This window comes from Luteimicrobium xylanilyticum (genome assembly GCF_009429125.1).
Classification (GTDB): Bacteria; Actinomycetota; Actinomycetes; order Actinomycetales; family Cellulomonadaceae; genus Luteimicrobium; species Luteimicrobium xylanilyticum.
The window spans coordinates 2,366,230-2,390,565 of the sequence record NZ_CP045529.1 but is presented as its reverse complement, the minus strand read 5'-3'; the positions used below and the strand labels follow the sequence as shown (position 1 = coordinate 2,390,565).

27 protein-coding genes, 1 tRNA gene and 1 other RNA gene are annotated in these 24,336 nt (G+C 73.1%); 21 read left to right on the top strand and 8 right to left on the bottom strand.

The window, feature by feature from the left end:
• Positions 1-73: 73 nt before the first annotated feature.
• From KDY119_RS10665 to KDY119_RS10645, 5 genes are all read left to right on the top strand, one after another.
• Entirely contained in the window at positions 74-850 is a 777-nt protein-coding gene (locus KDY119_RS10665; RefSeq protein ID WP_227994300.1) for a sugar phosphate isomerase/epimerase family protein, read from the top strand.
• On the top strand, positions 847-1,971 hold the full coding sequence (locus KDY119_RS10660) for a Gfo/Idh/MocA family protein (protein WP_036949743.1): 1,125 nt from the start codon (positions 847-849) through the stop codon (positions 1,969-1,971). Before KDY119_RS10665 ends, KDY119_RS10660 begins: the two co-directional genes overlap by 4 nt.
• Complete coding sequence (locus KDY119_RS10655) at positions 1,968-3,113, top strand: Gfo/Idh/MocA family protein (protein ID WP_051136491.1); 1,146 nt, start codon at positions 1,968-1,970, stop codon at positions 3,111-3,113. Before KDY119_RS10660 ends, KDY119_RS10655 begins: the two co-directional genes overlap by 4 nt.
• Positions 3,110-4,141, top strand: coding sequence for a sugar phosphate isomerase/epimerase family protein (locus tag KDY119_RS10650; protein WP_036949748.1), 1,032 nt, complete (start codon positions 3,110-3,112; stop codon positions 4,139-4,141). The genes KDY119_RS10655 and KDY119_RS10650 overlap by 4 nt, the downstream gene beginning before the upstream one ends.
• A gap of 163 nt (positions 4,142-4,304) precedes the next feature.
• Positions 4,305-4,499: a DUF1737 domain-containing protein gene (locus tag KDY119_RS10645; RefSeq protein WP_036949751.1), complete on the top strand. Its 195-nt coding sequence runs from the start codon at positions 4,305-4,307 to the stop codon at positions 4,497-4,499.
• Positions 4,500-4,518: 19 nt separating this feature from the next.
• On the opposite strand, the gene KDY119_RS10640 is transcribed toward KDY119_RS10645, so the two are convergent.
• Both KDY119_RS10640 and aceE read right to left on the bottom strand, forming a co-directional pair.
• Entirely contained in the window at positions 4,519-4,941 is a 423-nt protein-coding gene (locus KDY119_RS10640) for a hypothetical protein (RefSeq protein WP_036949754.1), read from the bottom strand.
• A gap of 182 nt (positions 4,942-5,123) precedes the next feature.
• The gene (aceE, locus tag KDY119_RS10635) at positions 5,124-7,877 is read right to left on the bottom strand and encodes a pyruvate dehydrogenase (acetyl-transferring), homodimeric type (RefSeq protein ID WP_036949757.1); all 2,754 of its coding nucleotides are present in this window, start codon (positions 7,875-7,877) and stop codon (positions 5,124-5,126) included.
• A gap of 417 nt (positions 7,878-8,294) precedes the next feature.
• Between aceE and KDY119_RS10630 the strand changes: the two genes are divergently transcribed.
• The 4 genes from KDY119_RS10630 to KDY119_RS10615 all read left to right on the top strand — a co-directional run bounded on the left by KDY119_RS10630 (position 8,295) and on the right by KDY119_RS10615 (position 9,821).
• Complete coding sequence (locus KDY119_RS10630; RefSeq protein ID WP_153022291.1) at positions 8,295-8,708, top strand: DUF3052 domain-containing protein; 414 nt, start codon at positions 8,295-8,297, stop codon at positions 8,706-8,708.
• A 35-nt stretch (positions 8,709-8,743) separates the two neighbouring features.
• Positions 8,744-9,220 carry a peroxiredoxin gene (locus KDY119_RS10625; RefSeq protein WP_036949760.1) on the top strand — a complete coding sequence of 159 codons (477 nt, stop codon included), beginning with the start codon at positions 8,744-8,746 and terminating at the stop codon, positions 9,218-9,220.
• Positions 9,217-9,690 carry a hypothetical protein gene (locus KDY119_RS10620; RefSeq protein WP_051136492.1) on the top strand — a complete coding sequence of 158 codons (474 nt, stop codon included), beginning with the start codon at positions 9,217-9,219 and terminating at the stop codon, positions 9,688-9,690. The genes KDY119_RS10625 and KDY119_RS10620 overlap by 4 nt, the downstream gene beginning before the upstream one ends.
• Positions 9,691-9,747: 57 nt before the next feature.
• Positions 9,748-9,821 (top strand) — tRNA-Val (locus KDY119_RS10615).
• 169 nt (positions 9,822-9,990) lie between these two features.
• Here KDY119_RS10615 and KDY119_RS10610 read toward each other — a convergent pair.
• Complete coding sequence (locus KDY119_RS10610) at positions 9,991-10,326, bottom strand: EthD family reductase (protein ID WP_036949761.1); 336 nt, start codon at positions 10,324-10,326, stop codon at positions 9,991-9,993.
• Positions 10,327-10,402: 76 nt separating this feature from the next.
• Here KDY119_RS10610 and KDY119_RS10605 point away from each other — a divergent pair, with 76 nt between their 5' ends.
• The 7 genes from KDY119_RS10605 to KDY119_RS10575 all read left to right on the top strand — a co-directional run bounded on the left by KDY119_RS10605 (position 10,403) and on the right by KDY119_RS10575 (position 16,837).
• A complete protein-coding gene (locus KDY119_RS10605) occupies positions 10,403-11,104 on the top strand; it encodes a VOC family protein (RefSeq protein WP_227994299.1) in 702 nt (233 codons plus the stop codon).
• Positions 11,105-11,262: 158 nt separating this feature from the next.
• A complete protein-coding gene (locus KDY119_RS10600; protein ID WP_153022290.1) occupies positions 11,263-12,333 on the top strand; it encodes an NAD(P)H-dependent flavin oxidoreductase in 1,071 nt (356 codons plus the stop codon).
• A gap of 41 nt (positions 12,334-12,374) precedes the next feature.
• Positions 12,375-12,650, top strand: a complete 276-nt coding sequence (locus tag KDY119_RS10595) for a hypothetical protein (protein WP_153022289.1) — start codon at positions 12,375-12,377, stop codon at positions 12,648-12,650.
• Positions 12,651-12,714: 64 nt separating this feature from the next.
• Positions 12,715-14,418: a bifunctional 3'-5' exonuclease/DNA polymerase gene (locus tag KDY119_RS10590; protein WP_153022288.1), complete on the top strand. Its 1,704-nt coding sequence runs from the start codon at positions 12,715-12,717 to the stop codon at positions 14,416-14,418.
• Between the two features lie 39 nt (positions 14,419-14,457).
• Complete coding sequence (locus KDY119_RS10585; RefSeq protein ID WP_036949762.1) at positions 14,458-15,369, top strand: Nif3-like dinuclear metal center hexameric protein; 912 nt, start codon at positions 14,458-14,460, stop codon at positions 15,367-15,369.
• Positions 15,370-15,389: 20 nt separating this feature from the next.
• A complete protein-coding gene (locus tag KDY119_RS10580) occupies positions 15,390-16,139 on the top strand; it encodes a zinc ribbon domain-containing protein (protein ID WP_036949763.1) in 750 nt (249 codons plus the stop codon).
• Positions 16,136-16,837, top strand: a complete 702-nt coding sequence (locus KDY119_RS10575) for a histidine phosphatase family protein (protein WP_051136494.1) — start codon at positions 16,136-16,138, stop codon at positions 16,835-16,837. The genes KDY119_RS10580 and KDY119_RS10575 overlap by 4 nt, the downstream gene beginning before the upstream one ends.
• 63 nt (positions 16,838-16,900) lie before the next feature.
• On the opposite strand, the gene KDY119_RS10570 is transcribed toward KDY119_RS10575, so the two are convergent.
• Entirely contained in the window at positions 16,901-17,728 is an 828-nt protein-coding gene (locus KDY119_RS10570; protein ID WP_036949764.1) for a YaaA family protein, read from the bottom strand.
• A 95-nt stretch (positions 17,729-17,823) separates the two neighbouring features.
• On the opposite strand from KDY119_RS10570, the gene KDY119_RS10565 reads away from it, so the two are divergent.
• The 4 genes from KDY119_RS10565 (at position 17,824) to KDY119_RS10550 (ending at position 19,759) form a co-directional block, all read left to right on the top strand.
• Positions 17,824-18,207, top strand: coding sequence for a tautomerase family protein (locus KDY119_RS10565; protein ID WP_036949770.1), 384 nt, complete (start codon positions 17,824-17,826; stop codon positions 18,205-18,207).
• Positions 18,208-18,240: 33 nt separating this feature from the next.
• Positions 18,241-18,659: RNase P RNA component class A (rnpB, locus tag KDY119_RS10560), an RNA gene on the top strand.
• A gap of 178 nt (positions 18,660-18,837) precedes the next feature.
• Complete coding sequence (locus KDY119_RS10555) at positions 18,838-19,143, top strand: STAS domain-containing protein (protein ID WP_227994298.1); 306 nt, start codon at positions 18,838-18,840, stop codon at positions 19,141-19,143.
• A gap of 268 nt (positions 19,144-19,411) precedes the next feature.
• Entirely contained in the window at positions 19,412-19,759 is a 348-nt protein-coding gene (locus KDY119_RS10550; RefSeq protein ID WP_227994297.1) for an STAS domain-containing protein, read from the top strand.
• A 24-nt stretch (positions 19,760-19,783) separates the two neighbouring features.
• On the opposite strand, the gene ppgK is transcribed toward KDY119_RS10550, so the two are convergent.
• Together ppgK and map are read right to left on the bottom strand one after the other, a co-directional pair.
• Positions 19,784-20,560, bottom strand: a complete 777-nt coding sequence (gene ppgK, locus KDY119_RS10545; RefSeq protein ID WP_036949775.1) for a polyphosphate--glucose phosphotransferase — start codon at positions 20,558-20,560, stop codon at positions 19,784-19,786.
• Positions 20,557-21,468: a type I methionyl aminopeptidase gene (gene map, locus KDY119_RS10540; protein ID WP_051136495.1), complete on the bottom strand. Its 912-nt coding sequence runs from the start codon at positions 21,466-21,468 to the stop codon at positions 20,557-20,559. Before map ends, ppgK begins: the two co-directional genes overlap by 4 nt.
• Positions 21,469-21,538: 70 nt before the next feature.
• Between map and KDY119_RS10535 the strand changes: the two genes are divergently transcribed.
• Entirely contained in the window at positions 21,539-21,742 is a 204-nt protein-coding gene (locus tag KDY119_RS10535) for a hypothetical protein (protein WP_036949778.1), read from the top strand.
• Positions 21,743-21,748: 6 nt separating this feature from the next.
• Here the strand turns inward: KDY119_RS10535 and panB are convergent, their stop codons facing one another.
• Positions 21,749-22,597, bottom strand: a complete 849-nt coding sequence (panB, locus tag KDY119_RS10530) for a 3-methyl-2-oxobutanoate hydroxymethyltransferase (protein WP_051136496.1) — start codon at positions 22,595-22,597, stop codon at positions 21,749-21,751.
• Positions 22,594-24,300, bottom strand: a complete 1,707-nt coding sequence (locus KDY119_RS10525) for an NAD+ synthase (RefSeq protein WP_036949780.1) — start codon at positions 24,298-24,300, stop codon at positions 22,594-22,596. Before KDY119_RS10525 ends, panB begins: the two co-directional genes overlap by 4 nt.
• Positions 24,301-24,336 lie beyond the last annotated feature (36 nt).

Genomic DNA, 24,336 nt, shown 5'->3' with positions numbered 1-24,336 from the left:
CGGTGCTGGAATGTCCGCACGACCATCGGTCGGCCCGCAGCAGCACCCACTCGACGAAGAGGACGAAGCCTCCGTGAACCAGCAGGCACCCCAGACAGCACCGGCCGAGCAGGGGCACCCTCTGCTCTCGGTCCAGCTCTACACCGTGCGCGAGGCGCTCGCCGCCGACCTTCCCGGCACGCTCGCGCGGCTCGCCGAGCTCGGGCTCGAGCAGGTCGAGCCCTTCGGCATCCTGAGCTTCGACGGCCTCGCGGACGGCCTCGCCGGTGCGGGGCTCGCCGCGCCGACCGCGCACCAGGGGTTCCTCGGCGCCGACCCCCGCCCCGCGTTCGACCGCGCCCGCGAGCTCGGCGTCCGCACGATCATCGACCCGTTCACCCCGCCGGAGCGCTGGCAGGACGCGGACGAGGTCCGGCGCATCGCCGACGAGCTCGTCGCCGCCGCCGACGTCGCCGCCGAGTACGGCCTGCGCGTCGGCTACCACAACCACGCGCACGAGATCGCGAGCGTGCTCGACGGGCAGACGGCGCTCGAGCTTCTCGCGTCCCACCTGCCCGAGCAGGTCGCGCTCGAGGTGGACACCTACTGGGTGGCGGTCGGCGGCGCCGATCCCGTCGCTCTCCTCGAGCGCCTCGGCGACCGCGTCGTCGCCCTGCACGTCAAGGACGGGCCCGGAACTCCCGACGTGCTCGACCAGGTCGCCGTCGGGCAGGGCAGCCTGCCCGTGCGCGACATCATCGCGGCCCGGCCCGACGCGCTCCGGGTCGTCGAGCTCGACGACTCCCGCGGCGACCGGTTCCAGGCCGTCGCCGACTCGATCGCCTACCTCGTCGCGGAGGACCTGGCATGAGCGAGAACGGTACGAGCCGCACCGGTCGCTCGGGACGTGTCGGCGTCGGCGTCATCGGCGCCGGCGTCATCAGCACCGAGTACCTCGGCAACCTCACCGCGTTCCCCGACCTCGACGTGCGGTTCGTCGCCGACCTCGACACCGAGCGCGCCCGCGCCCAGGCCGAGAAGTACGGCGTCCCGGCCTCGGGCACGGTCGACGAGCTCCTCGCCGACGACGCCGTCGAGATCGTCGTCAACCTCACCATCCCCGCGGTGCACGTCGACGTCGCGCTCCAGGCCCTCGCGGCCGGGAAGCACGTGTGGAGCGAGAAGCCCTTCGCGCTCGACCGGGCGAGCGGACGCCAGCTCCTCGAGGCCGCGCACGACGCCGGCCTGCGGGTCGCGACCGCACCCGACACCTTCCTGGGCGCCGGGATCCAGTCGGCCCGGCGGCTGGTCGAGTCGGGAGAGATCGGTGAGGCCCTCACCGCGCTCACGCTCATGCAGAGCCCCGGTCCGGAGTCGTGGCACCCGAACCCGGACTTCCTGTTCCAGGAGGGCGCGGGCCCGCTGTTCGACATCGGCCCGTACTACCTCACGGCGCTCGTCCAGCTGTTCGGCCCGGTCGCGTCCGTGAGCGCACAGGTGTCGAAGGCGTCGGAGCGGCGGACCATCGGTTCGGGCCCGCGCGCCGGCGAGCAGTTCGACGTCACCGTCCCGACGCACGTCGGAGCCCTGTTCCAGTTCGAGAGCGGCCGGAGCGCGCAGTCGATCTTCAGCTTCGACTCGAAGCTCGGGCGCACCAGCTTCGAGGTCGCGGGATCGACCGGGACGCTCGTCGTGCCCGACCCCAACACGTTCGACGGCGAGCTCGTCGTGCACGACGGCGGCACACGGACGATCGCCGCCACCGGCGTGACCCGCACCCGCGGGATCGGCGTGCTCGAGCTCGCCCGAGCCGTGCGCGCGGGCGTGCCCGAGCGGGCGAGCGGCGAGCAGGCGTTCCACGTGCTCGACATCATGGTCTCGACCATCGAGGCCGCGACGTCCGGGACGGTCGTCGAGGTCGCGAGCACCGTCGAGCTCGCGCCCGCCCTGCCCGCGGACTGGGACCCGACGGCCCGGACGCTCGAGGCATGAGCCCGCTCGAACCGGCTCAGCCCCCGGTGCCGGGTGCGGACGAGCGCGTCGGTGTCGCCGTCGTCGGCGGCGGGTTCATGGCGACCGTGCACTCCCGGGCTGCGCGCGCCGCCCGGGCACGGCTCGTGGGCCTCGCGTCGTCGAGCCCCGAGCGGGCCACCGACGCCGCGTCCCGCCTCGGCTTCGACCGCGCCTACGCCTCGCTCGACGAGCTCCTCGCGGACGACGCCGTCGACGTCGTGCACGTCACCACACCCAACGCGCTCCACCCCGCCCAGGCCGAGGCTGCGCTCGCGGCCGGCAAGCACGTCGTGTGCGAGAAGCCCCTCGCCACCACGCCCGACGACGCAGCCCGGCTGGCCGCGTTCGTCGCCCCGGGCGGAGCGGCGGCCGGGCGGACGGCGACCGTCCCGTTCGTGTACCGCTACCACCCGATGGTGCGCGAGGCCCGCGCCCGCGTCCGGTCCGGCGAGGCCGGGACCGTGCTCACGTGGCACGGCTCGTACCTGCAGGACTGGCTGCTCACGTCCGCCGACGACGACTGGCGGGTCGACCCGGACACGGGCGGGCGCTCGCGGGCGTTCGCCGACATCGGCTCGCACCTCGTGGACCTGCTCGAGTTCGTCACGGGAGACCGCGTGCGGCGCGTCGCCGCGACCAAGCGGACGTTCCTGCCCGAACGTGCCCGGCACAGGGCCGTCGAGACCGAGGACGCCGTGGCCGTCACGCTCGAGACGGACGGCGGCGCGGTCGGGGCGCTGCTCGTGTCCCAGGTCGCACCGGGTCGAAAGAACCGTCTCCACCTCGAGATCGCGGGCACGGGCGAGTCGCTCGCGTTCGACCAGGAGCAGCCCGAGACGCTGTGGGTCGGGCGGAGGGCCGGGACGACGATCGTCCCGCGGGACGCCGACCAGCTCGCGCCCGACGCCGCGCGGCTCGTCACGGTCCCCGCAGGCCACGCGCAGGGCTACCAGGACGCGTTCGACGGCTTCGTCGCCGACACCTACGCGGCCGTCCGGGGCGCCGCCCCCGAGGGGCTGCCACGCTTTGCCGACGGCCTGCGCGCCGCGCGCGTCACCGAGGCGGTCATGGATGCCGCCGACGCCGGTGCCTGGATCGACGTACCCGGAGGAGAACGATGAGCCACCCTGAGTCCCGTCCCGCCACCCACCCGGTCACCCTGTTCACCGGCCAGTGGGCCGACCTGCCGTTCGAGGAGGTCGCGCGGCTCGCCTCGGAGTGGGGCTACGACGGCCTGGAGATCGCGGCGTCGGGTGACCACCTCGACCTCGAGCGCGCCGACACCGACGACGCGTACGTGGCCTCGCGGCGCGAGATCCTCGACCGGCACGGGCTGCAGGTCTTCGCGATCTCCAACCACCTGACCGGCCAGGCGGTGTGCGACGACCCGATCGACTTCCGTCACCAGGCGATCGTCCGGCCGTCCACGTGGGGCGACGGGGACCCCGAGGGCGTGCGGCAGCGTGCGGCCGAGGACATGAAGCGGTCCGCGCGCGTCGCCCGCAAGCTCGGGGTGGACGTCGTCGTCGGGTTCACCGGGTCGAAGATCTGGCCGTACGTCGCGCAGTTCCCGCCCGTGCCCGCGGCGGTGATCGACGCCGGGTACGAGGACTTCGCCACCCGGTGGAACCCGATCCTCGACGTGTTCGACGGCGAGGGCGTGCGGTTCGCGCACGAGGTGCACCCGTCCGAGATCGCCTACGACTACTGGTCGAGCGTGCGGACCCTCGAGGCGATCGACCACCGGGAGGCGTTCGGGTTCAACTGGGACCCGTCGCACATGATGTGGCAGCAGATCGACCCCGTCGGGTTCATCGTCGAGTTCGCGGACCGGATCTACCACGTGGACTGCAAGGACACCCGGATGCGCCCCGCGAACGGGCGGGCCGGCGTCCTCGGCTCGCACCTGCCGTGGGGCGACCCGCGGCGCGGCTGGGACTTCGTGTCGACCGGCCACGGCGACGTGCCGTGGGAGGACGCCTTCCGCGCGCTCGAGTCCATCGGGTACGCCGGGCCGATCTCGGTCGAGTGGGAGGACGCCGGCATGGACCGCCTGCACGGCGCGGCCCAGGCCGTCAGGTTCGTACGGTCGCTGCTCTGGCCGCAGCCGACCGCGTCGTTCGACGCGGCGTTCTCCAACCAGGCCTGACCGCCGTCACCACCGGCCACCACCCCTGGTGCCGAACACGGGGTCGCCGTCCGTCCGCTCGCGCGGACGGACGGCGACCCCGTCGTCGCGGGGCGAAGATCCCGTGCTCGGCCGGGACACGGCGTCCGTTCCTCCGTGAACGGGCGGTCGATATCCTGCAGCGGTGGACTCCACCCGCTATCCGCGCTACCGCGTCCTGACCGGGCCCGACGACGCCGCCTTCTGCGAGCGTGTGAGCGAGGCTCTCGAGCTCGGGTACGAGCTGCACGCCGGTCCGGCACTCACGACCAAGGACGGCCTCGGGTACGTCGCGCAGGCCGTCGTCTGGCCGGACGGCGAGCCGCCCCTCCGGCCGTGACGACGCGGGGACGCGTGCGTCAGGGCGACGGCGGGGTGGTCCGGGTTCTCGCCGACCAGCGGTAGTCGCCGGGCGGGAGGTCGGCGGGCGGGTCGACCGGCTCGCCGGTGCGCCGCCAGGTGCGGCCCTGCCGGTCGAGCCCGGCCTCGTAGACGACGGCGTGCGCGGAGTCGATCTCCTCGTCGAGGTTGACTGAGGCGAGCCGCCGCGCGGCGGTCCTGGCGTCGACGTCGGGGAAGCCGTCGCGTGCGCCGCCGGCGACGGCTCGGTCGAGGCGTTGCTCGAGGCCTCGGATGTCGACGCTGACCTTCACCGGGTCGGGTTGCGAGGCGACCCGCACCAGCGCCCACCGGGCTCCGGCATGCGCTTGGATCTCACCGACGACCTCGCCGCACGACGCGACGAGACTGTCGGCGAGCTCACTGATCGACGGTCGAGGCACGACGCCCCTTTCGACGGGTGGAGGCCACAGCGTAGAACGGGGACTCGTGGACCGCTCCGCCGAGCACGGGATCGTCGCCCCATGAGAACGGGCTCGCCACCCGTCCGCGTCAGCGGACGGACGGCGAGCCCGTGTTCGGCGCGACAGGGCGCGGATGACGGCGAGAGCGTGAGGGGGAGCGGTCAGCTCTCCCCGCCCGCGTTGCCGGACGTGCCGGCGGTGACGTCGTGGAGCTGGTACTTCTCGATCGCCTTCGCTACCAGGCCGGCGTCGACCTCGCCACGGCGGGCGAGCTCGGACAGGGCCCGGACGACGACGGACGGGCCGTCGATCTTGAAGTACCGGCGTGCGGCGGCGCGGGTGTCCGAGAAGCCGAAGCCGTCGGCACCGAGCACCGCGTAGTCGCCGGGGACCCACGCGCGGATCTGGTCGGGGACCATGTGGTCGTAGTCGCTCGTCGCGACGAACGGTCCGGGAGCCCCCTCCAGCTTCTGCGTCACGTACGGCACGCGGCGCTCACGCGCCGGGTCGAGGTACGCCTGCGCGTCCGCGTCGAGCGCGTCACGGCGCAGCTCCGTCCAGCTCGTCACCGACCAGACGTCCGCGTGGACACCCCAGTCCTCGCGCAGCAGCTCCTGCGCCTCGAGCGCCCACGGCACACCCACGCCCGACGCGAGCAGCTGGGCCCGCGGGGCGTCGTCGGGCACGTCCGTCGCGGGGGCGACACGGTGGATGCCGCGCAGGATGCCCTCGACGTCGACGTCCTCCGGCTCGGCCGGCTGGACCATCGGCTCGTTGTACACCGTCAGGTAGTACATGACGTTCTGGTCGCGGCCGTCGGAGCCGTCGCCGTACATGCGCTCGATGCCGTCGCGCACGATGTGCGCGATCTCGTACCCGTACGCCGGGTCGTAGCTGACCATCGCACGGTTCGTCGCGGCGAGGATCGGCGAGTGGCCGTCCGCGTGCTGGAGACCTTCGCCCGTCAGCGTGGTGCGGCCCGCGGTCGCACCGACGATGAAGCCGCGAGCGAGCTGGTCGCCTGCCGCCCAGAACTGGTCGCCCGTGCGCTGGAAGCCGAACATCGAGTAGAAGATGTAGACCGGCACGAGCGTCTCGCCGTGCGTCGCGTACGACGTGCCCGCGGCCTGGAACGTCGAGGCCGACCCTGCCTCGTTGATGCCCGTGTGGAGCACCTGGCCCTGCTCGGACTCCTTGTAGCTCAGCATCAGGTCGCGGTCGACCGCGAGGTAGTGCTGGCCCTGGGTGTTGAAGATCTTCGCCGTCGGGAAGATCGCGTCCAGGCCGAACGTGCGGGCCTCGTCGGGGATGATCGGCACGATGCGCTTGCCGATCTCCTTGTCCTTGATGAGGTCCTTCAGCAGGCGGACGAACGCCATCGTCGAGGCGACCTCCTGGTGGCCCGAGCCACGCTTGAGGCCGTCGTAGACCTTCTCGTCCGGGAGCGTGAGCTCCTGCGTCTTGCCGCGGCGCTCCGGCACGAAACCGCCGAGCTTGCTGCGGCGGTCGAGCATGTACTTGATCTCCGGCGAGTCCATCCCGGGGTGGTAGTACGGCGGCTCGTAGGGGTTGGCCTCGAGCTCGGCGTCCGTGATCGGGATGTGCAGCGAGTCGCGGAGCGCCTTGAGGTCGTCGAGGCCGACCTTCTTCATCTGGTGCGTCGCGTTGCGGCCCGCGAACTTCGGGCCGAGCTGGTAGCCCTTCACCGTGTGCGCGATGATCACGGTCGGCTGGCCGGTGTGCTCGACGGCGGAGGCGTACGCCGCGTAGAGCTTGCGGTAGTCGTGGCCGCCGCGCTTCATGGCCCAGATCTCGTCGTCCGTCATGTTCTGCACGAGCGCCTTGGTGCGCGGGTCGCGCCCGAAGAAGTGCTCGCGGATGAACGCGCCCGACTCCGCGCGGTACGTCTGGTAGTCGCCGTCGGGCGTCTCGTTCATGAGGTGGACGAGCGCACGGTCCTTGTCGGCGTTGAGCAGGGCGTCCCACTCGCGACCCCAGATGACCTTGATGACGTTCCAGCCGGCACCACGGAAGAAGGCCTCGAGCTCCTGGATGATCTTGCCGTTGCCGCGCACCGGGCCGTCGAGACGCTGCAGGTTCGCGTTCACGACGAACGTCAGGTTGTCGAGCTGCTGCTGCGCCGCGAGCTGGAGCATGCCGCGCGACTCGGGCTCGTCCATCTCGCCGTCGCCCAGGAACGCCCACACGTGCTGCTGCTTGGTGTCCTTGATGCCGCGCAGGTCGAGGTACTTGTTGACCCACGCCTGGTAGATCGCCGACGACGGGCCGAGGCCCATGGAGACTGTCGGGAACTCCCAGAAGTCCGGCATGAGGCGCGGGTGCGGGTAGGACGGGAGACCGCCGCCCGGGTGGGAGTGCTCCTGGCGGAAGCCGTCGAGCTGGTCGGCCGACAGTCGCCCCTCGAGGAAGGCTCGCGCGTAGACACCGGGGGAGGCGTGGCCCTGGAAGTAGACCTGGTCGCCGCCGCCCGGGTGGTCCTTGCCGCGGAAGAAGTGGTTGAGGCCCACCTCGTACAACGTCGCGACCGACGCGTACGACGAGATGTGCCCGCCGACGCCCAGCCCGGCACGCTGCGCGCGCGTCACCATGACGGCGGCGTTCCAGCGGACCCAGCCGCGGTAGCGGCGCTCGACGGCCTCGTCACCGGGGAAGTACGGCTCCTCGTGCACGCCGATCGTGTTCACGTACGGCGTGGTCAGCGTGGACGGGATGGCGACGTTGCGCTCCCGGGCCCGCTTGAGGAGGTTGAGCATGATGTAGCGCGCACGCGGACCGCCGCGGTCGTCGATCAGGCCGTCCAGTGCCTCGACCCACTCGTCCGTCTCGGCGGGGTCGATGTCGGGCACCTGGCTGAGCAGGCCGTTGATCAGCGGGCGTGTCTCGTCGGAAGCCACTGAAAACCTCACATCGGTTCGTGAGCGCAGCGGGGATCGGTGACCCCGGGTGCTCGTGTGGATGGGCTGTCACGGGCACGACGCCGCGCGCACGTCCGCCAGGTCGTGACGGTCGTGTGAGCAGCGGGTGCAGTTTCCCTTCATTCTGTCGCTCCGGGACGTGCCGCGTCGAACCGTCCGACAGGCGGGCGGGCGCCCGGGCGCGCTCGGAGCGGGCGCGCGCGGCGCCGTCGGGACGGGTGAAGGGACGCCGTCCGGGGCGCGGATGCGTGGTGGAGACGCACGTCCTGGGCTACGTTGTGCGCAGCGGTGGTCAACGTGACGCCGCGGCAGGACCGAACCGGCGGACGGGCCACGAGCCTGACAACGTGTGCAGCGTCACGTCGGCCAGAGCACCGACAGGAAGGATCGTCGCGAGTGGTTGCGTCTTCGGACCCGGTGTCCGCGGAGCGCCTGGGCTTCCAGCCCGGGCACGTCGTGCAGGAGTTCGGCTGGGGGGACGACTCGGACGAGGATCTGCGCCTCGCCATCGAGGAGATCACCGGAGCCGACCTCGTCGACGAGGACTACGACGACGTCACCGACGGCGTCGTGGCCTGGTGGCGGGACGGGGACGGTGACCTCACCGACCTGCTCGTCGACGTCCAGACGGTGCTCGAGGACGGTGGGCTGATCTGGCTGCTGACGCCCAAGCCCGGGCGCGCAGGTCATGCGAGCCACTCGGAGATCCAGGAGGCCGCGACCACGGCCGGGCTGCACGCGATGTCGACGCTCGCGATCGCGCCGGACTGGTCCGCCACCCAGCTCTCGCACCGCGGCCGCGGACGTTGACCCCATCCCCGCCTTCCGGGCGGCAGGATGGTGCCATGACGTACGACGAGATCGTCCGGGTCGGCGACCCGGCACCCGACTTCACGCTGTCCGACACGCAGGGCACGCCGGTCCACCTCGCAGACCTGCGCGGCAAGCCCGTGCTGCTCGTCTTCTTCCCGTTCGCGTTCTCCGGCACCTGCACGGGTGAGCTGTGCGAGCTGCGTGACAACATCGCGGCGTTCGACCGCGCGGGCGTCACGCTCCTCGGCATCTCGTGCGACCCGATGTTCACGCTCCGTGCCTTCCGCGAGCAGGAGGGCTACGGGTTCGAGCTGCTGTCGGACTTCTGGCCGCACGGCGAGGTCGCCTCTCGCTACAGCGTGTTCGACGACGCCAAGGGCCTCGCGGTGCGGGGCAGCTTCCTGCTCGACGCGGACGGCGTCGTCCGCTGGACCGTCGTCAACCAGCCGGGGGAGCGGCGCGACCTCGAGGGCTACCTGGAGGCGCTGGCGAGGCTCGGTCGGTCGTGAAGCGCTGGGTCGTGCGGGTCGGCACCGCGTTCGTCTTCAACGTGCTCGTGCTGCTCGTCATCCTGTGGCTCGTGCCAGCCGTGCACGGCGTGTGGTCCGTGCTGTGGGCGTCGCTGGTGTTCACCGTCGCGACCCTGTTCCTCAAGCCCTTCTTCCACCGCGTGCTGCTCAGCGAGGGCGAGCGTCTGCGGGACACCCGGGCCGCGTGGCTCAAGGGCAAGCTGCTGACGTACGCGGTGAGCTACGTCGTCGCGCTGATCATCTGGATCCTGACCGTCGTGTTCTCCGGTATCCACATCTCCGGGTTCCTGTGGGGCTGGCTCGTGCCCCCGCTCATCGTGCTCGTCGGGTGGATCGTCTACGACCAGCTCGATGACGCCCTCGAGCGCAAGGCCGGCGAGCTGTACGACGCCGCGGAGAAGAGGATGCGCGGCAACGAGCCGCCCGCGCCGCCGTCGCCGAACCCCTGACCTCGGTCGTGTTCGGTCGGGACGGACGTCGGACGGTACGCTGTCCCACGCCGTTCCGGGCCTGTAGCTCAGCTGGTTAGAGCGCCACGCTTACACCGTGGATGTCGGGGGTTCGAGTCCCTCCGGGCCCACCCAAGTGACGACGCGGGACATCGTTGGTAGGTGTCCCGCGATCAGGACGCGACCGTCAAACGGTGATGTGCCTCGAGCCTCACCGCCGGTCTCGACCGATGTCGCCCCTCGATGGTCGCGGGCCGGTGCCGTGACCTGATCGTTCGCACGGCCCCGCGGCGAGAGCCGTCAGGCGTCGTCGAGCTGGAGCGCCACGCCGCGGAACGTCGCGTACGGGCCGAGGTTGGTGGCGGCGTCGGCGGCGATGCGCCGGCCGATCTCGGAGTCGAGTGCCGCCTCGAGCGCCGCCAGGTCGTCCCAGTCCATCGACACCACGAGGTACGGCGCCGGTCCGATCACGGCCTTCGGCTCGTGGCTGAGGGTGACGCGCCGCAGCCCGGGGTACTGGCGCACCAGGGGGACGTGGACCTCCTGGTAGTGACGCTCGAACGCCTCGACGTCGGTGGGCGCGTCGTACGTGACGACGAACCGGGCCTTCGGCGGTGCCGGGGTGTCCGTGGGCATCGGGTTCTCCTGTCGTGGTGCGGTCAACGGCACGGTACCGGGTGGCAGGGGCGCGACCACGGTGCCACGATCCTTCGTGGTGACCGCAAGCCTCGCCGCCGACGTGCAGCAGGAGGACGACACGATGGTCGAGCGCATCTCCCCGCGACAGTTTCACGAGTCGGTCGGGGTCGAGGACTGGCGCATCCTGTTCTTCGGTGCGTCGACCTTCTTCCCTACGGCGTCGTTCGCGCAGGGCGCCGAGCTGGTGGGTGCGATCGGACGTCTTGCCGACGACGTCGGGAGCGCTCCCGCGGTCGATCTCCGGCGCGCCGGAGTGACCGTGAGCCTGTTCAGCCCCGAGGTGAGCGAGATCAGCGACCGCGACGCCGCGCTCGCACGCCAGATCTCCGAGGTGGCCGCCGAGCTCGGTGTCCGTGCGGACCCGTCCAGGGTGCAGTGGGTGCAGATCTCGATCGACGCCCTCGACATCCCGAGGCTCCTGCCGTTCTGGTGCGCGGTGCTCGGCTACGAGCAGTTCGGTGACGAGGACGCCGTGGATCCGCTCGGACAGGGGCCGAACGTGACCTTCCAGCAGATGGACGAGCCCCGCCCGCAGCGAAACCGGATCCACCTCGACCTCTCCGTCCCGCGCGCCCAGGCGCAGGAGCGCATCGAGGCGGCCTTGCGGGCAGGTGGTCGCCTCGTGACCGACGAGTTCGCCCCGCACTGGTGGACGCTCGCGGACCCGGAGGGCAACGAGGTCGACGTCGCGCCCTGGCGGGACCCCGGCGACTGACGCCCGGTCGATCGGTCGTTCGGCCGGGTGCGTCCCCGCGGCCTGGTGGTGTCGAGAACCGGGTCGCGCGGGGGTGCGCTCACGACGGGGCTGCACGGCCGCGCATGATGGAGGGAGGCCGGCCGCACGGTCGGGACACCACGAGGACGGAGGACGGGATGAGCGCGCGGGCGCTGCAGGAGCTGTGGGGGATCGAGCACCCGGTCGTGCTGGCGCCGTTCGGCGGCGTGTCGTCGGTCGGACTCACCGCGGCGGTCACCGACCTCGGCGGGCTCGGCTCGTACGGCCTGTACGGCTACGGGCCAGACCGCATCCGCGACACGGTCGACGCGTTGCGGGCCGCGACGTCGGGCCCGTTCGCGCTCAACCTCTGGCTGCCGACCGGCGACGAGGTCACGCCCGCGGACGTGGACCTGTCGTGCTCGTCGTCGACGACGGCAGTCGCCCCGCTGTTCGCCGAGCTCGGCCTCGACCGGCCCCAGCCGCCCGAGCGGTTCCTCCCTCCTTTCGACGACCAGCTCGACGCGGTCCTCGAGGCGCGCCCCGCCGCACTGAGCCTCGTCTTCGGGGTGCCGGCACCGGACGTCGTCGAGCGTGCGCACGCCCGCGGGATCGCCGTCGTCGGGACGGCCACGACCGTCACGGAGGCGGTGGCGATCGCGGACGGCGGGGTGGACGTCGTCGTCGCCACGGGTGCCGACGGCGCCGGGCACCGGGTCTCGTTCCTGCGGCCGGCGGAGGACTCGCTCGTCGGGACGTTCGCGCTCGTGCCGCAGGTCGTCGACGCCGTCGACGTGCCGGTCGTCGCGGCGGGCGGGATCGCCGACCGCCGCGGCGTGGCGGCCGCGTTCGCGCTCGGTGCCTCGGGCGTCCAGGTCGGGACGGCGTTCCTCGCGACGCGCCAGTCGGCCGCGACGGACGCCTACCGGGCAGCCATCAGGTCGGCCGGTGCGGACGACACCGTGCTCACCCGCGCCATGAGCGGGCGGCTCGCGCGTGGCCTGCCGAACCGGGCGGTGCGCACCGTCGAGGCCGCCGGTGCGATCGCCCCGTTCCCCGCCCAGAACTGGCTCACCGGACAGTTCCGCACCGAGGCGGGCCGGCAGGGGATCGGCGACCTGCAGTCGCTCTGGATGGGCCAGGCCGCCGGGCTCTCGCACGAGGACGACGCCGCCGCGGTGTTCGCGGAGCTGCTCGCCGGGGTGCCCGGCGCCTCGGGGTCCGTGTGAGCAGAGCACCTGGACGAGCCCACCCCCTCCCGGAGGCACCGATGTCCCGACGCCCGAGGTTCGCCGCGCTCTCGCGGTGGCTCGCGACGCCCGTGCGCGGCCACGCCCGCGGCGTCTGGCTCCTGTGGGCCGCGACCGTGCTCGTGCTGCTGTCCGTGCCGGAGCTCCTGATGGACCCCGCGGCGTGGACCTACCTCGTGGACCCGGAGCTCGCGGTCCTGCTCGTCCTGCTCGGCGTCCAGGCGACGCGCCTGCAGCTCGGGATCCTGCGCGTCCGGGCGCTCGACGCCTGGCGTGCCGTCACCCGGCGGGCGTGACGTGAGGGCCGCGCCGCCGCCGGGAGCGTCGCGCCCGTGTGGGTGGTCCGCCGGACACTGAGGCGTGCATGTCGTCGTCGCGGCCCGGTCGTCGGGCCAAGCCACCGCCGTCGACGTCGGTGGCGTGACGGTGGCCGAGGCCGCGCGACCGACCCGGCCGCGCTGGACGTGGGCCGACACGAACCTCTGGTACCCGGGACTCCTGCGCGCAGGCGTGCGCGTCGACCGTTGCCACGACCTGCGGCTCGCTCACCGCGTGCTCCGGGCGTCCGCGTGGACGACCGGCTCGCGCCTCGCGCAGGCTTTCGCGGGCGCATGGGACGCGCTCCAGCCCGTGCCCGCCGGCGGCACCCCGACCCCGCCCGATGACGGCGGCACGCTCTTCGACCTCGACCCCACCTCTCGCGCGTCTGCGGCGGGTGACGCGGCGACGCTCGACGGTCGCGCGTGCCGCGTCGAGCTCGACGCCCAGCTCGACGCCGTCGCCACGAGCCGCGCCCCGGGCCGCCTGCGGCTGCTCCTCGCCGCGGAGTCGGCCGGCGCGCTCGCCGCGGCCGAGATGCAGCGGGCCGGACTGCCCTGGGACGCCGGGCGGCACGACGAGGTGCTCCGTGACCAGCTCGGCCCGCGCCCCGCCGTCGGAGCCCGCCCGGACCGGATGGAACGGCTCGCCGCCGAGGTCCGGGACGCGCTCGACGCCCCGACGCTCAACCCCGACTCGCTGCCCGACGTCCTGCGGGCCCTGCGCCGCACCGGGCTCGCCGTCACCTCGACGCGGTCCTGGGAGCTGCAGCAGGTCGACCACCCCGCGATCGGGCCGCTGCTCGCGTACAAGAAGCTGTCGCGCCTGTTCTCCGCGAACGGCTGGGCGTGGCTCGACGCGTGGGTCCAGGACGGGCGGTTCCGGCCCGAGTACGTCGTCGGGGGTGTCGTGACCGGGCGGTGGGCGTCGAGCGGCGGGGGAGCGCTGCAGATCCCCCAGCAGGTCCGGACCGCGGTCCGCGCCGACCCGGGCTGGGTGTTCGTCGTCGCCGACGCCGCCCAGCTCGAGCCGCGCGTGCTCGCGGGCCTCGCGCACGACGAGCGCATGGCCGACGCGGGCCGCGGCAAGGACCTGTATCGGGGCATGGTCGACACCGGCGTCGTCGACTCGCGCGCGCACGGCAAGGTCGGGATGCTCGGCGCGATGTACGGCGGAACGACGGGGTCGAGCGCCGCCGTCCTCCCGCGGCTCGCTCGCGCCTTCCCTGCGTCGCTCGCGCTCGTCGAGGATGCGGCCCGCACGGGCGAGCGCGGCGACGTCGTCACGACCCTGCTCGGGCGGACCTCGCCGCGGCCGGGCGCGTCCTGGCACGAGACCCAGGTGCTCGCGCAGAGCGACGACGCCGACGCCGGCGCGGAGTCCAAGGCGCGGGCCCAGACGCGCGCGTGGGGCCGCTTCACGCGGAACTTCGTGGTCCAGGGCACGGCCGCCGAGTGGGCGCTGTGCTGGATCGCGGAGGTCCGGCGGCGGTTGTGGGACCTCGGCGCGGCCGAGGTCCCGGGTGACCGGGTGCCGACGCCGTTCACCGGGCGCCCGCACCTCGTGTACTTCCTGCACGACGAGCTCGTCGTGCACACGCCCGCGCCGCTCGCCGACGCCGTGGCTGCCGAGGTCCGTGCGGCAGCCGCGGCGTCGGGCCGGCTGCTCTTCGGCGATTTCCCGGTCGACTTCCCGGTCTCCGTCGGGACCGATCGCTCGTACGGCGAGGCGAAGGACGCGGGCTGACCCCGGGTGCGTGCGGCAGCGCCCCGGTAGCCTGCCGACATGACCGCCGTGCCCACCGCTCCGGAGCCGGTCCGGCTCGCCGACGTCGTCCGCGTGCTCGACGCGCTCTACCCGCCGTCCACGGCGGAGTCGTGGGACGCGGTCGGGCTGGTGGCGGGCGACCCGTCCCAGCCGGTCCGCCGCGTGCTGTTCGCGGTCGACCCGGTGGACACCGTTCTCGACGAGGCGGTCGAGGTGGGCGCCGACCTGCTCGTCACCCACCACCCGCTGCTGCTGCGCGGCGTGCACTCGGTCGCGGCGACGACGTTCAAGGGCGCGTTCCTGCACCGGGCGATCCGCGCGGGCGTCGCCGTCTACACGGCGCACACCAACGCCGACGCCGCGCGGGGCGGGGTCGCCGAGGCGCTCGCGGAGCTGGTCGGGGTCACCGACGCCGAGCCGCTCGTCCCGGCGGACACGCGCGACCACACGTTGCCCGCCGTCGGGATCGGGCGCGTCGGGCGGCTGGTCGAGCCCGTCACGCTGCGCGCGTTCGCCGAGCGGGTCGCCGACGCGCTGCCCGCCACCGCGCAGGGCGTGCGCGTCGCGGGCGACCTGGACGCGCGCGTGGAGCGGGTCGCCGTCGTCGGGGGAGCGGGGGACTCGCTGTTCGACGCGGTCCGCTCGTCGGGCGCGGACGTCTACCTGACCGCGGACCTGCGCCACCACCCCGCGTCGGAGCTGCGCGAGCGTGCCGAGCACGAGGCGCGGGCCGCGGGCGCGAGCACCGCGCGTCCCTTCCTCGTCGACGTCGCGCACTTCGCCTCCGAGTGGCCGTGGCTCGAGCACGCGGCGCGCGACCTCGTGCGCGTGCTCGACGAGACCGTGGACGCCCCGCGCGCGGGTAAGTTGGACGTGCGCGTCAGCACGCGCCCGACGGACCCGTGGACCGCCCGGTTCCCGTCGCCCTGATCCGTACCGAAAGGACCGTTGTGGCCACTGCTCCTGCGTCCGACCAGCTCCGCCTCCTCGACGTCCAGGCCCTCGACACGCGGCTGCAGCAGCTCGCGCACCGTCGGTCCGCGTCGCCCTCCGTCGCCAAGGTCACCGAGGTCGAGGGCAGGCTCGCCGACGTCCACACCTCGCTCGTCCAGTCCCGGACGGCCGCGGAGGACCTGCGGCGCGAGGTCGCGAAGGCCGAGCAGGACGTCGAGCAGGTCCGCACGCGCGCCGCGCGCGACCAGCAGCGCCTCGACTCGGGGGCCGTGGGCGCGAAGGACGCGCAGGCGCTCGTCGCCGAGCTCGCGAGCCTCGCACGCCGCCAGGAGGCGCTCGAGGAGGTCGAGCTCGACGTCATGGAGCGGCTCGAGGCGCACGAGGCCGCGCTCGCCGAGCTGGAGTCCGCGCACGCCCAGCTCGTCGCGGAGAAGGAGACGGCGGAGTCCGAGCGCGACGCCGAGCTCGGGGACATCGACGGCACCGTCGGTGAGGTCCGTGCGGAGCGTGAGAAGGCGGCCGACGGCATCGACGCCGGGCTGCTCGCGCTCTACGACAAGGTCCGCGCGCAGGCCGGCGGGCTCGGTGCGGCCGCCCTGCGGGGGCGCCGCTGCGAGGGCTGCCGCCTCGAGCTCAACCCGGGGGACCTGCGCGCCATCGCCGCGAAGGGCCCCGACGACGTCGTCCGCTGCGAGGAGTGCGGCCGGATCCTCGTCCGCGTGGAGCCGGCCGGGCAGGCCGCGTGAGCGCCTCCGGCGCGGCACCTCGCCGCCAGTCCGGGGTGACGGTCCGCTTCGACGACGCCGAGCCGCTCACCGTGGCGCTCGTGCGCCACGGTGTGACCGAGCTGACGGTCGCGGGCGCCTTCTCGGGCTCGGGCGAGCCCGGTCCGTCGCTCACCGCCGCGGGTCGGGTCCAGGCGGCGCAGGCCGCGGACCTCGTGCACCGGATCGGTCGGACGGCGTGGGCGGACCTGCCCCGCGCGTCGGCGGTCGTCGCGTCCCCGATCGTGCGGACCCAGGAGACGGCCGCCGCCGTCGGGCGCCGGCTCGGGGTCGTGGTCCGGACCGACGCGCGGTTCGCCGAGATCGACTTCGGCGAGTACGAGGGCCTGCGGTTCCCGGACGTCGAGGAACGCGACCCGGGCTGGCTGCAGCGCTTCTACCGGGGCGGGGAGGTCGCGGCGCCGGGCGGCGAGTCGCTCGCGGGCGTCGGCGAGCGTGTGTGGGAGGGGCTTCGCGCGTTGCGTGACGAAGGCACCGGACGGACCGTCGTCGTGGTGACGCACGCCATGGCCGTGCGCGCCGCCGTCGGGCGGGCGTTCGGCTCGCCGCCCTCGCAGTGGACCAAGACGCGGATCACGCCCGCGTCCGTCACGATCCTGCGGCTGTGGCCCGACGACGAGACCGAGGCGACCGTCGTGGGGTGCCCGCCGGACCTCTGAGGCGCCTCGGCCGGCGTGTTGTCATGAGCTCGCGGCACCAGGGTGCGGTGAGCCTCTGACAGGTCAGGGGCCGTCGACGACGACGAGCTCGAGGCTTGCCGTGCCGGCCCGCCGACCGGCGACGAGCTCCGCCGCGACGATCCGCCGCCGGTCCACCGTGGTGCCCACGAGCTCGCGCGCGGCGGCGAGAAGATCGTCGGCCGTCGTCGGGGGCGTGCCCTCGCGGCGCAGCAGGTGACCGACCAGCACGCCGCGCGTGTGCTTGGCGTGGTGCGACACGACCGTGCGCCGGCCGGCGTGCTCGCGCAGCACCGTCACCGGCACGTGCGTCGCGGAAGCGGGCGGCTTCCACGCGGCGGCGTACGTCGCGGACCGGCAGTCGACGACGACGTCGCCCTCGGCCCGCGCGTCGAGGGTCTTCGCGAGGGGCTCGCGCCAGGACTTCGCGAGCGGCCCGACGCCGGGCAGGTCCACGCCCATCGACAGCCGGTACGCGGGGATCCGGTCCGACGGCGTCACGACACCCCAGAGCGCGCTCACCACCCGCACGTCGTCGAGGCGGGCACGCAGCCGGCCGGCCGCGCCGGTGGAGGCGGCGTCGTCGTGCGCGGAGGCGAGCCCCGCGGCCGCGTAGAGGACACCGGTGTACACGTGCGCCGCTGCGGTCGACGGGTGCTCCCGGAGCGTCACGTTGCGCCGCACCTCGTCACCCAGGGACGCGCCGACGTGCAGGACGTCGAGCGCGTCCGGTCGCGCGCTGACCCGCGCCAGCGCGTCGAGCACACGTTCGCGGTGCTCGGTCAGCTCGGGCGAGGTGAGCGTGGTGAGGTCGACGGCGTCGCCCGACGCGGGCGCGGTCTTCCCTTCGGACGGCGGGAGCAGGACGAGCACGCCGCCACCCTACGGGCCGGGGACGGCGCGCGACGGCCGTCCCGGGGTGCGGACGGCGGCAGGTCCTGTGACGTCGCGCACGCTACGGTCGGGCGATGGCCCAGGTGAAGGTGTACGGGCGGCGCTCGCAGTGGGCGCACCGCCGTGACGAGCTGTCGGACGCGCTGCACGAGGCTCTCGTGCGCACGTGGCAGCTCCCGGCCGAGAAGCGGTTCCACAGGTTCTGCTGGCTCGACGACGCCGACCTGGTCGCCCCGCGCGCGGACGCCTACCTCGTGGTCGAGGTCGTGTGCTTCACCGGTCGCAGCGACGACGCGAAGCGCGCGCTCGTCCGGGCGCTGTTCGACGACGTCGCCCCGCGGTTCGACCTGTCCGTCGACGACCTCGAGGTGGTGATCATCGAGTCGCCCCAGGTGAACTGGGGGATCCGCGGCCGGTCGGGCGACGAGCTCGAGCTCAGCTACCGCGTCGACGTCTGACGGACGCGCGAACCGGTACGCTGAGCGGGCGGACGAGTCGGTCGGACGGCCGCGTCATCGTCGGGTTCGTCCCGGTGGTGCCGAGGAACGTCCGGGCTCCGAAGGGCAAGGTGGTGGGTAACGCCCACCCGGGGTGACCCGCGGGACAGTGCCACAGAGAACAGACCGCCGTGTCGGTCGAGGCTACGGCCCCGGCGTGACGCGGTAAGGGTGAAACGGTGGTGTAAGAGACCACCAGCGTGCCGGGTGACCGGTGCGGCTCGGTAAACCCCACCTGGAGCAAGGTCAGACAGACTGTGTTGGAGGGCGGCCCGCCCGATTCTCCGGTGAGAAGCACAGTCGGGTAGACCGCTCGAGGCGCACGGCAACGTGCGTCCTAGATGGATGGCCGTCACCCGTGCGGGGGCAACCGCGCGCGGGGACAGAACCCGGCGTACAGACCGACTCGTCCGCCCCCGCACCACCAGCCCACGTCGCACCGAGCCACGGTGCGCGCAAAGGCGCACGTCGGGCTAGCCTCGTCACGCGCGAGCGGTGAACGCCGTCGGTGGGCCGGCCCTCTGCGCAGGTCACGCGACGAGCACGCACGAAAGAGGTAGGTCTTCGGTGGTAGGAACAGGCGGTCCCGCGGTGGGGACCATCTCCGTGGACGAGGAGACCGGGCGCACGGTGGTGGTGCTCGCCGGCGAGATCGACGTGGCCCTGCGCCCCGAGGCGAGCCAGGCGCTCTCGACAGCGCTCCGACGTGACCTTCCCGTGGTGGTCGACGCGTCCGGGGTGACGTTCGCCGACTCGAGCGGGATCGCGTTCCTCATCCAGTTCCGCGCCCTGGGGCGGGACGAGGGCCTCGACGTCACGTTCCGCTCGCTGCCGCCGGCGATCGTCGACGTCCTCGAGATCCTCGGTGTGCGCGACGAGTTCGCCTGCGCTGCCTGAGTCCGACGCGCGAACCCCTGCGCAGGGTGATGTTGCCAGCGTGTTCCCAGGCCCACGCCAGGTTGCCCCCATGTGACACGAGCACGCTCTTGTGTGTCGGGACGGTAAAGACTCCGCCACGGGGATTACACATCCGGGCGGGTCTGGGTTAGCCTCGTCGCACACGCCGGTCAGGGTGTGGGATCAGGGGACCCACCACCGGCGGACGCAACGAAGCGTCAGGCACAGGGAGCGAGGTCGGGTCAGCGTGGTCGGAACGGATGGTGTGGTGGCGACGGGCACGATCGCCCTCGTCGAGGAGCGGGACCGGACGGTCGTGGTCCTCACGGGCGAGATCGACGTGGCCCTCCGTGCGGAGGCGAGCGCGGCGCTCGCGAACGCGCTCGAGCGCGACCTTCCCGTCGTGATCGACGCGACCGAGGTGACGTTCGCGGACTCGACCGGCATCGCGTTCCTCGTCCAGTTCGTGACCATCGGTCACGACGAGGGTCTCGACGTCACGCTCCTCGACCCACCCCAGATCATCGTCGAGGTGCTCGACATGCTCGGTGTGCGCGAGCTGCTGGTGCGCCCGGTCGCCGCGGAGCCCGCGGTGGCGGCGAGCGGCGCCGCCTGACGCGGCGCCGCCCCACCCTCCGCGTCAGCTCGCCGCGATCTCCTCCTGGGCAGCGAGCCACGCCGCGCCCACGATCCCGGCGCGGTTACGCAGCGCTGCCGGCACGATCGGGGCGCGCAGGTGCAGCAGCGGGAGGAACTTCTCCCAGCTCTTCGACACCCCGCCCCCGACGACGATGAGGTCGGGGGAGAGCAGGTTCTCCACGACCGAGAAGTACCGCTGCAGCCGGACCGCCCACTCCTCGTAGCTGAGGTTCTCGCGCTCGCGGGCGAGCGTGGAGGCCCTCGACTCGGCGTCGTGCCCGTCGATCTCCAGGTGTCCGAGCTCGGTGTTGGGCAGCAGCAGGCCGTCCAGGAACAGTGCGGACCCGATCCCCGTGCCGAGCGTCGCGACCAGCACGACACCCTCGGTGTTGCGCGCCGCGCCGAAGTGCAGCTCCCCGTACCCCGCGGAGTCGGCGTCGTTCACCGCGGCGACGGTGCGGCCGGTCGCCTCGTGCATCACGGACACGAGGTTCGTGCCGGTCCACGACTCGTCGAGGTTCGCGATGAAGGTCACGACGCCGTGCTTGATGGGCCCGGGGAACGCGACGCCGACGGGTGCGTCGGGCAGGTCGAACGAGTCGACGATCTTCGCGACGATCTCGGCCACCGCCTCCGGGGTCGAGTTCTCGGGGGTCGGGATGCGCACGCGGTCCGCGGCGAACTCGCCGGTCTTCAGGTCGACGGGTGCACCCTTGATGCCGGTGCCACCGACGTCGATGCCGATGGCGATCTCGGGAGTCTTCTTCGGTGAGCTCATGGCAGGGTCAGGATCTCCGCTCCGGTCTCGGTGACGACGAGGGTGTGCTCGAACTGCGCGGTGCGCGACCGGTCGGCCGTGACGACGGTCCAGCCGTCGTCCCAGGCCTCCCAGGCGTGGGTGCCGAGGGTCAGCATCGGCTCGATGGTGAAGACCATGCCCGGCTCGATGAGCGTCGAGTAGGCGGGCGCGGCGTCGTAGTGGGGGATGACGAGGCCCGAGTGGAAGGCCTCGCCGACCCCGTGGCCCGTGTAGTCGCGGACGACGCCGTAGCCGAAGCGTGCCGCGTACTTCTCGATCACGCGCCCGATGACGTTGACCTCGCGGCCCGGCGCGACGGCCTTGATCCCGCGGGCGAGCGCCTCGCGCGTGCGCTCGACCAGCAGCCGCGAGTCCTCGTCGACGTCGCCGACGAGGAACGTCGCGTTGGTGTCCCCGTGCACCCCGCCGACGAACGCCGTGATGTCGACGTTGACGATGTCGCCGTCGAGCAGCTCGGTCGTGTCGGGGATCCCGTGGCAGATCACCTCGTTGATCGAGGTGCACAGCGACTTGGGGAAGCCCCGGTAGCCGAGCGTCGACGGGTAGGCGCCGTGGTCGAGGAGGAACTCGTGACCGATGCGGTCGAGCTCGTCGGTCGTCACGCCGGGCGCGGCGTGGCGGCCGACCTCCTCGAGCGCGCGGGCGGCGATGCGGCTCGCCGTGCGGATCCGCTCGATCGTCTCCGGCGTCTTGACCTCGCTGCCCGTGAAGGGCGTGGGAGCGGGTCTCCCGACGTACTCCGGCCGGACGATCGAGGCGGGCACGCTCCGCACCGGGGAGACGGTCCCCGGGACCAGGAGGTCGGTGGTGGAGGTCCGCGCCGTCGTCGGGCGCGGGACGGACGTCGCGGCAGGTGGGACGGGCATGGCCCCGAGTCTACGGATGCCAGCGCCGCGCTCGCGTGCCGACGACGGCCGCGCAGGGCAGAATCCACCCATGAGCACGGACGCCGAGTACTACTTCAACACCAAGACGGGCGAGGTGGAGGAGGGCAAGCCGTCGTCCTGGACCCACCGCATGGGCCCGTACCCCACGCGCGAGGAAGCCGCCCACGCCCTCGAGCGCGCCGAGCAGCGCAACGAGACCTGGGACGGCCAGGACGCCGCGCAGCCGGGCGCGTTCGACGACGAGGACGACTGAGGGTCGTCAGCTCTCGAACGAGTGCTCGGGCCGCGGGAACGCGCCCGACGTCACCTCGTCGACGTAGGACGACGCCGCGGCCTGGAGTGCCGCGCCGATCTCGGCGAACCGCTTGGCGAAGCGCGGCGACCAGTCGCCCATCCCCGCCATGTCGGTCCACACGAGCACCTGGCCGTCGACGTCGGGGCCGGCGCCGATGCCGATCGTCGGGATCGCGAGGATCTCCGTGACGCGGGCGGCGACCGGCGCCGGGACCATCTCGAGGACGACGGCGCTCGCGCCTGCCTCGGCGAGCGCGAGCGCGTCGTCGCACAGCACGTCGGCAGCCTCGTCGCCCCGCCCCTGGACGCGGTGGCCACCGAGGATGTTCTCCGACTGCGGGGTGAAGCCCAGGTGGCCGATCACCGGGATGCCCGAGCCGGTGAGGAGCTTGACGTGCGCGGCGACGCGACGCCCGCCCTCGAGCTTCACCGCGTCGGCGCCCGTCTCCTTCATGATCCGCACCGCGGTCGCGAACGCGTGCTGCGGCGAGTCCTCGTAGGACCCGAAAGGCAGGTCGACGACGACGAACGCGTGCTTTGCGGTGCGTGCGACCGCCCGCGCCGGCGGGATCATCTCGTCGACCGTCACGGGGATCGTGTTCGGGTGCCCGAGCATGTTGTCGCCGATCGAGTCCCCGACGAGCAGCATGTCGACGCCCGCGGCGTCGAAGACGCGCGCCACGACCGCGTCGTACGCGGTGAGCATGGTGAGCTTGCGCCCCTGGGCCTTGGCCTCGGCGAGGTGCTGCACGCGCACGCGCTTGCGGGCGGGCGTGCCGCCGGTCTGAGGGGTGGGCGCTGCGGGCTGGGTCATGACGGGTTTCCTTCCTGGGGCTCGCGCCAGCGCGACGTGATCGGCAGACGCCGGTCGCGGCCGAACGCGAGAGCGGTGACCTTGGTGCCGAGCGGGTACTGGCGCCGCTTCCACTCGGCGCGGTCGACGAGCGTGACGACCTTGTCCACGACCTCGGGGTCGAACCCCCGGGCCAGCAGCTCGGCCCGACCTTCTGCGTGCTCGATGTACGCGTCGAGGACCTCGTCGAGGACGTCGTAGGGCGGCAGGGAGTCCTGGTCGAGCTGGCCGGGGCGCAGCTCGGCGGACGGCGGCTTGGTGATCGACGACTCGGGGATCGGGGGGATCTCGCCGGCGTCGAGCGCGTGGTTGTTGCGCCAGCGGGCGAGCCGCCAGACCTGCGACTTGTCGACGTCCTTGATGGGGGCGTACCCGCCGATGGAGCCGGCGTCGTAGATCGTCGCGTACCCCGTCGCGAGCTCCGACTTGTTGCCGGGCGCGATGACGAGGTGGCCTTCCCGGTTGGAGATGGCCATGAGCAGGACGCCGCGGACGCGGGCCTGCAGGTTCTCCTCCGCGACGCCGTCGAGGTGCAGCTCGCCCTGGAACGCGTCGACCATCGGCGCGATGGGCTGGACCCGGTAGTCCGCGCCCAGCCGCTCGGCGAGGTCGGCGGCGTCGTCCTTGCTGTGCCCGGAGGAGTACGCCGAGGGCATCGAGACACCGACGACGTTCTCGCCGCCGATCGCGTCCGCGGCGATCGCGGCGGTGAGTGCGGAGTCGATCCCGCCCGACAGACCGAGGACGACGGACCGGAACCCGTTCTTGCGGACGTACCCGGCGAGACCCGCGACGCACGCCCGGTAGACCTCCTCGTCGGCCTCGAGAGGGGGAGCGACCGTGCCGCGCGGCAGCGCCTCGCCGCGTGCCGGGAGGTCCCACACGAGGAGGTCCGGGACGAACTGGGGTGCGCTCGTGAGCGGCGCGCCCGACCCGGGGGCGACGACGAACGAGCCGCCGTCGAACACGAGGTCGTCCTGGCCCCCGACCTGGTTGACGTAGAGGAGCGGGGCCCCGACCTCCGACGCGCGGCGCGCCGCGAGCTCGGTGCGCTGGTGACCCTTGCCCTCCTCGAACGGGGAGGCGTTGACCACCAGCAGCGCGTCGAGGTCCTCGGCCGCGAGCGCGGCGACCGGGCCGCCGTCCTGCCAGATGTCCTCGCAGATCACCAGGCCCACCCGGCGTCCGTCGACGTCGAGCACGCACGTCGAGTCGCCGGGCGTGAAGACGCGGAACTCGTCGAACACGCCGTAGTTGGGCAGGTGGTGCTTGTCGTACGAGGCGACGACGCGGCCGCCCCGGAGCGCGATCGCACGGTTGGTGGGCCGCGACGGCGACCCGAGCGCCGCCATCGGGCGCTCCTTGATCGGCCGCGCACCCACGGTGCCGACGACGACGGTCATGTCGCCGAGTCCCTCGTCGGCGAGCGTCCGCGCCAGGTCGTCTCCCGCCCGGTACGCGGCCCGGCGGAACGACGCCCGGAGCGCGAGGTCCTCGATCGGGTAGCCCGTGAGGGTCATCTCGGGGAAGGCGACGAGACGGGCACCGGCGTCGGCGGCCCTGCGTGTCCACTCGAGCACGGTCGCGGCGTTGCCCGCGACGTCCCCGACGCACGTGTCCACCTGGGCGAGCGCGATCCGCAGCGGCGGGGTCGTGGGCTCCATGGGGCCAGCCTATGAGGTCCGGCGGCGCGGTCCGCC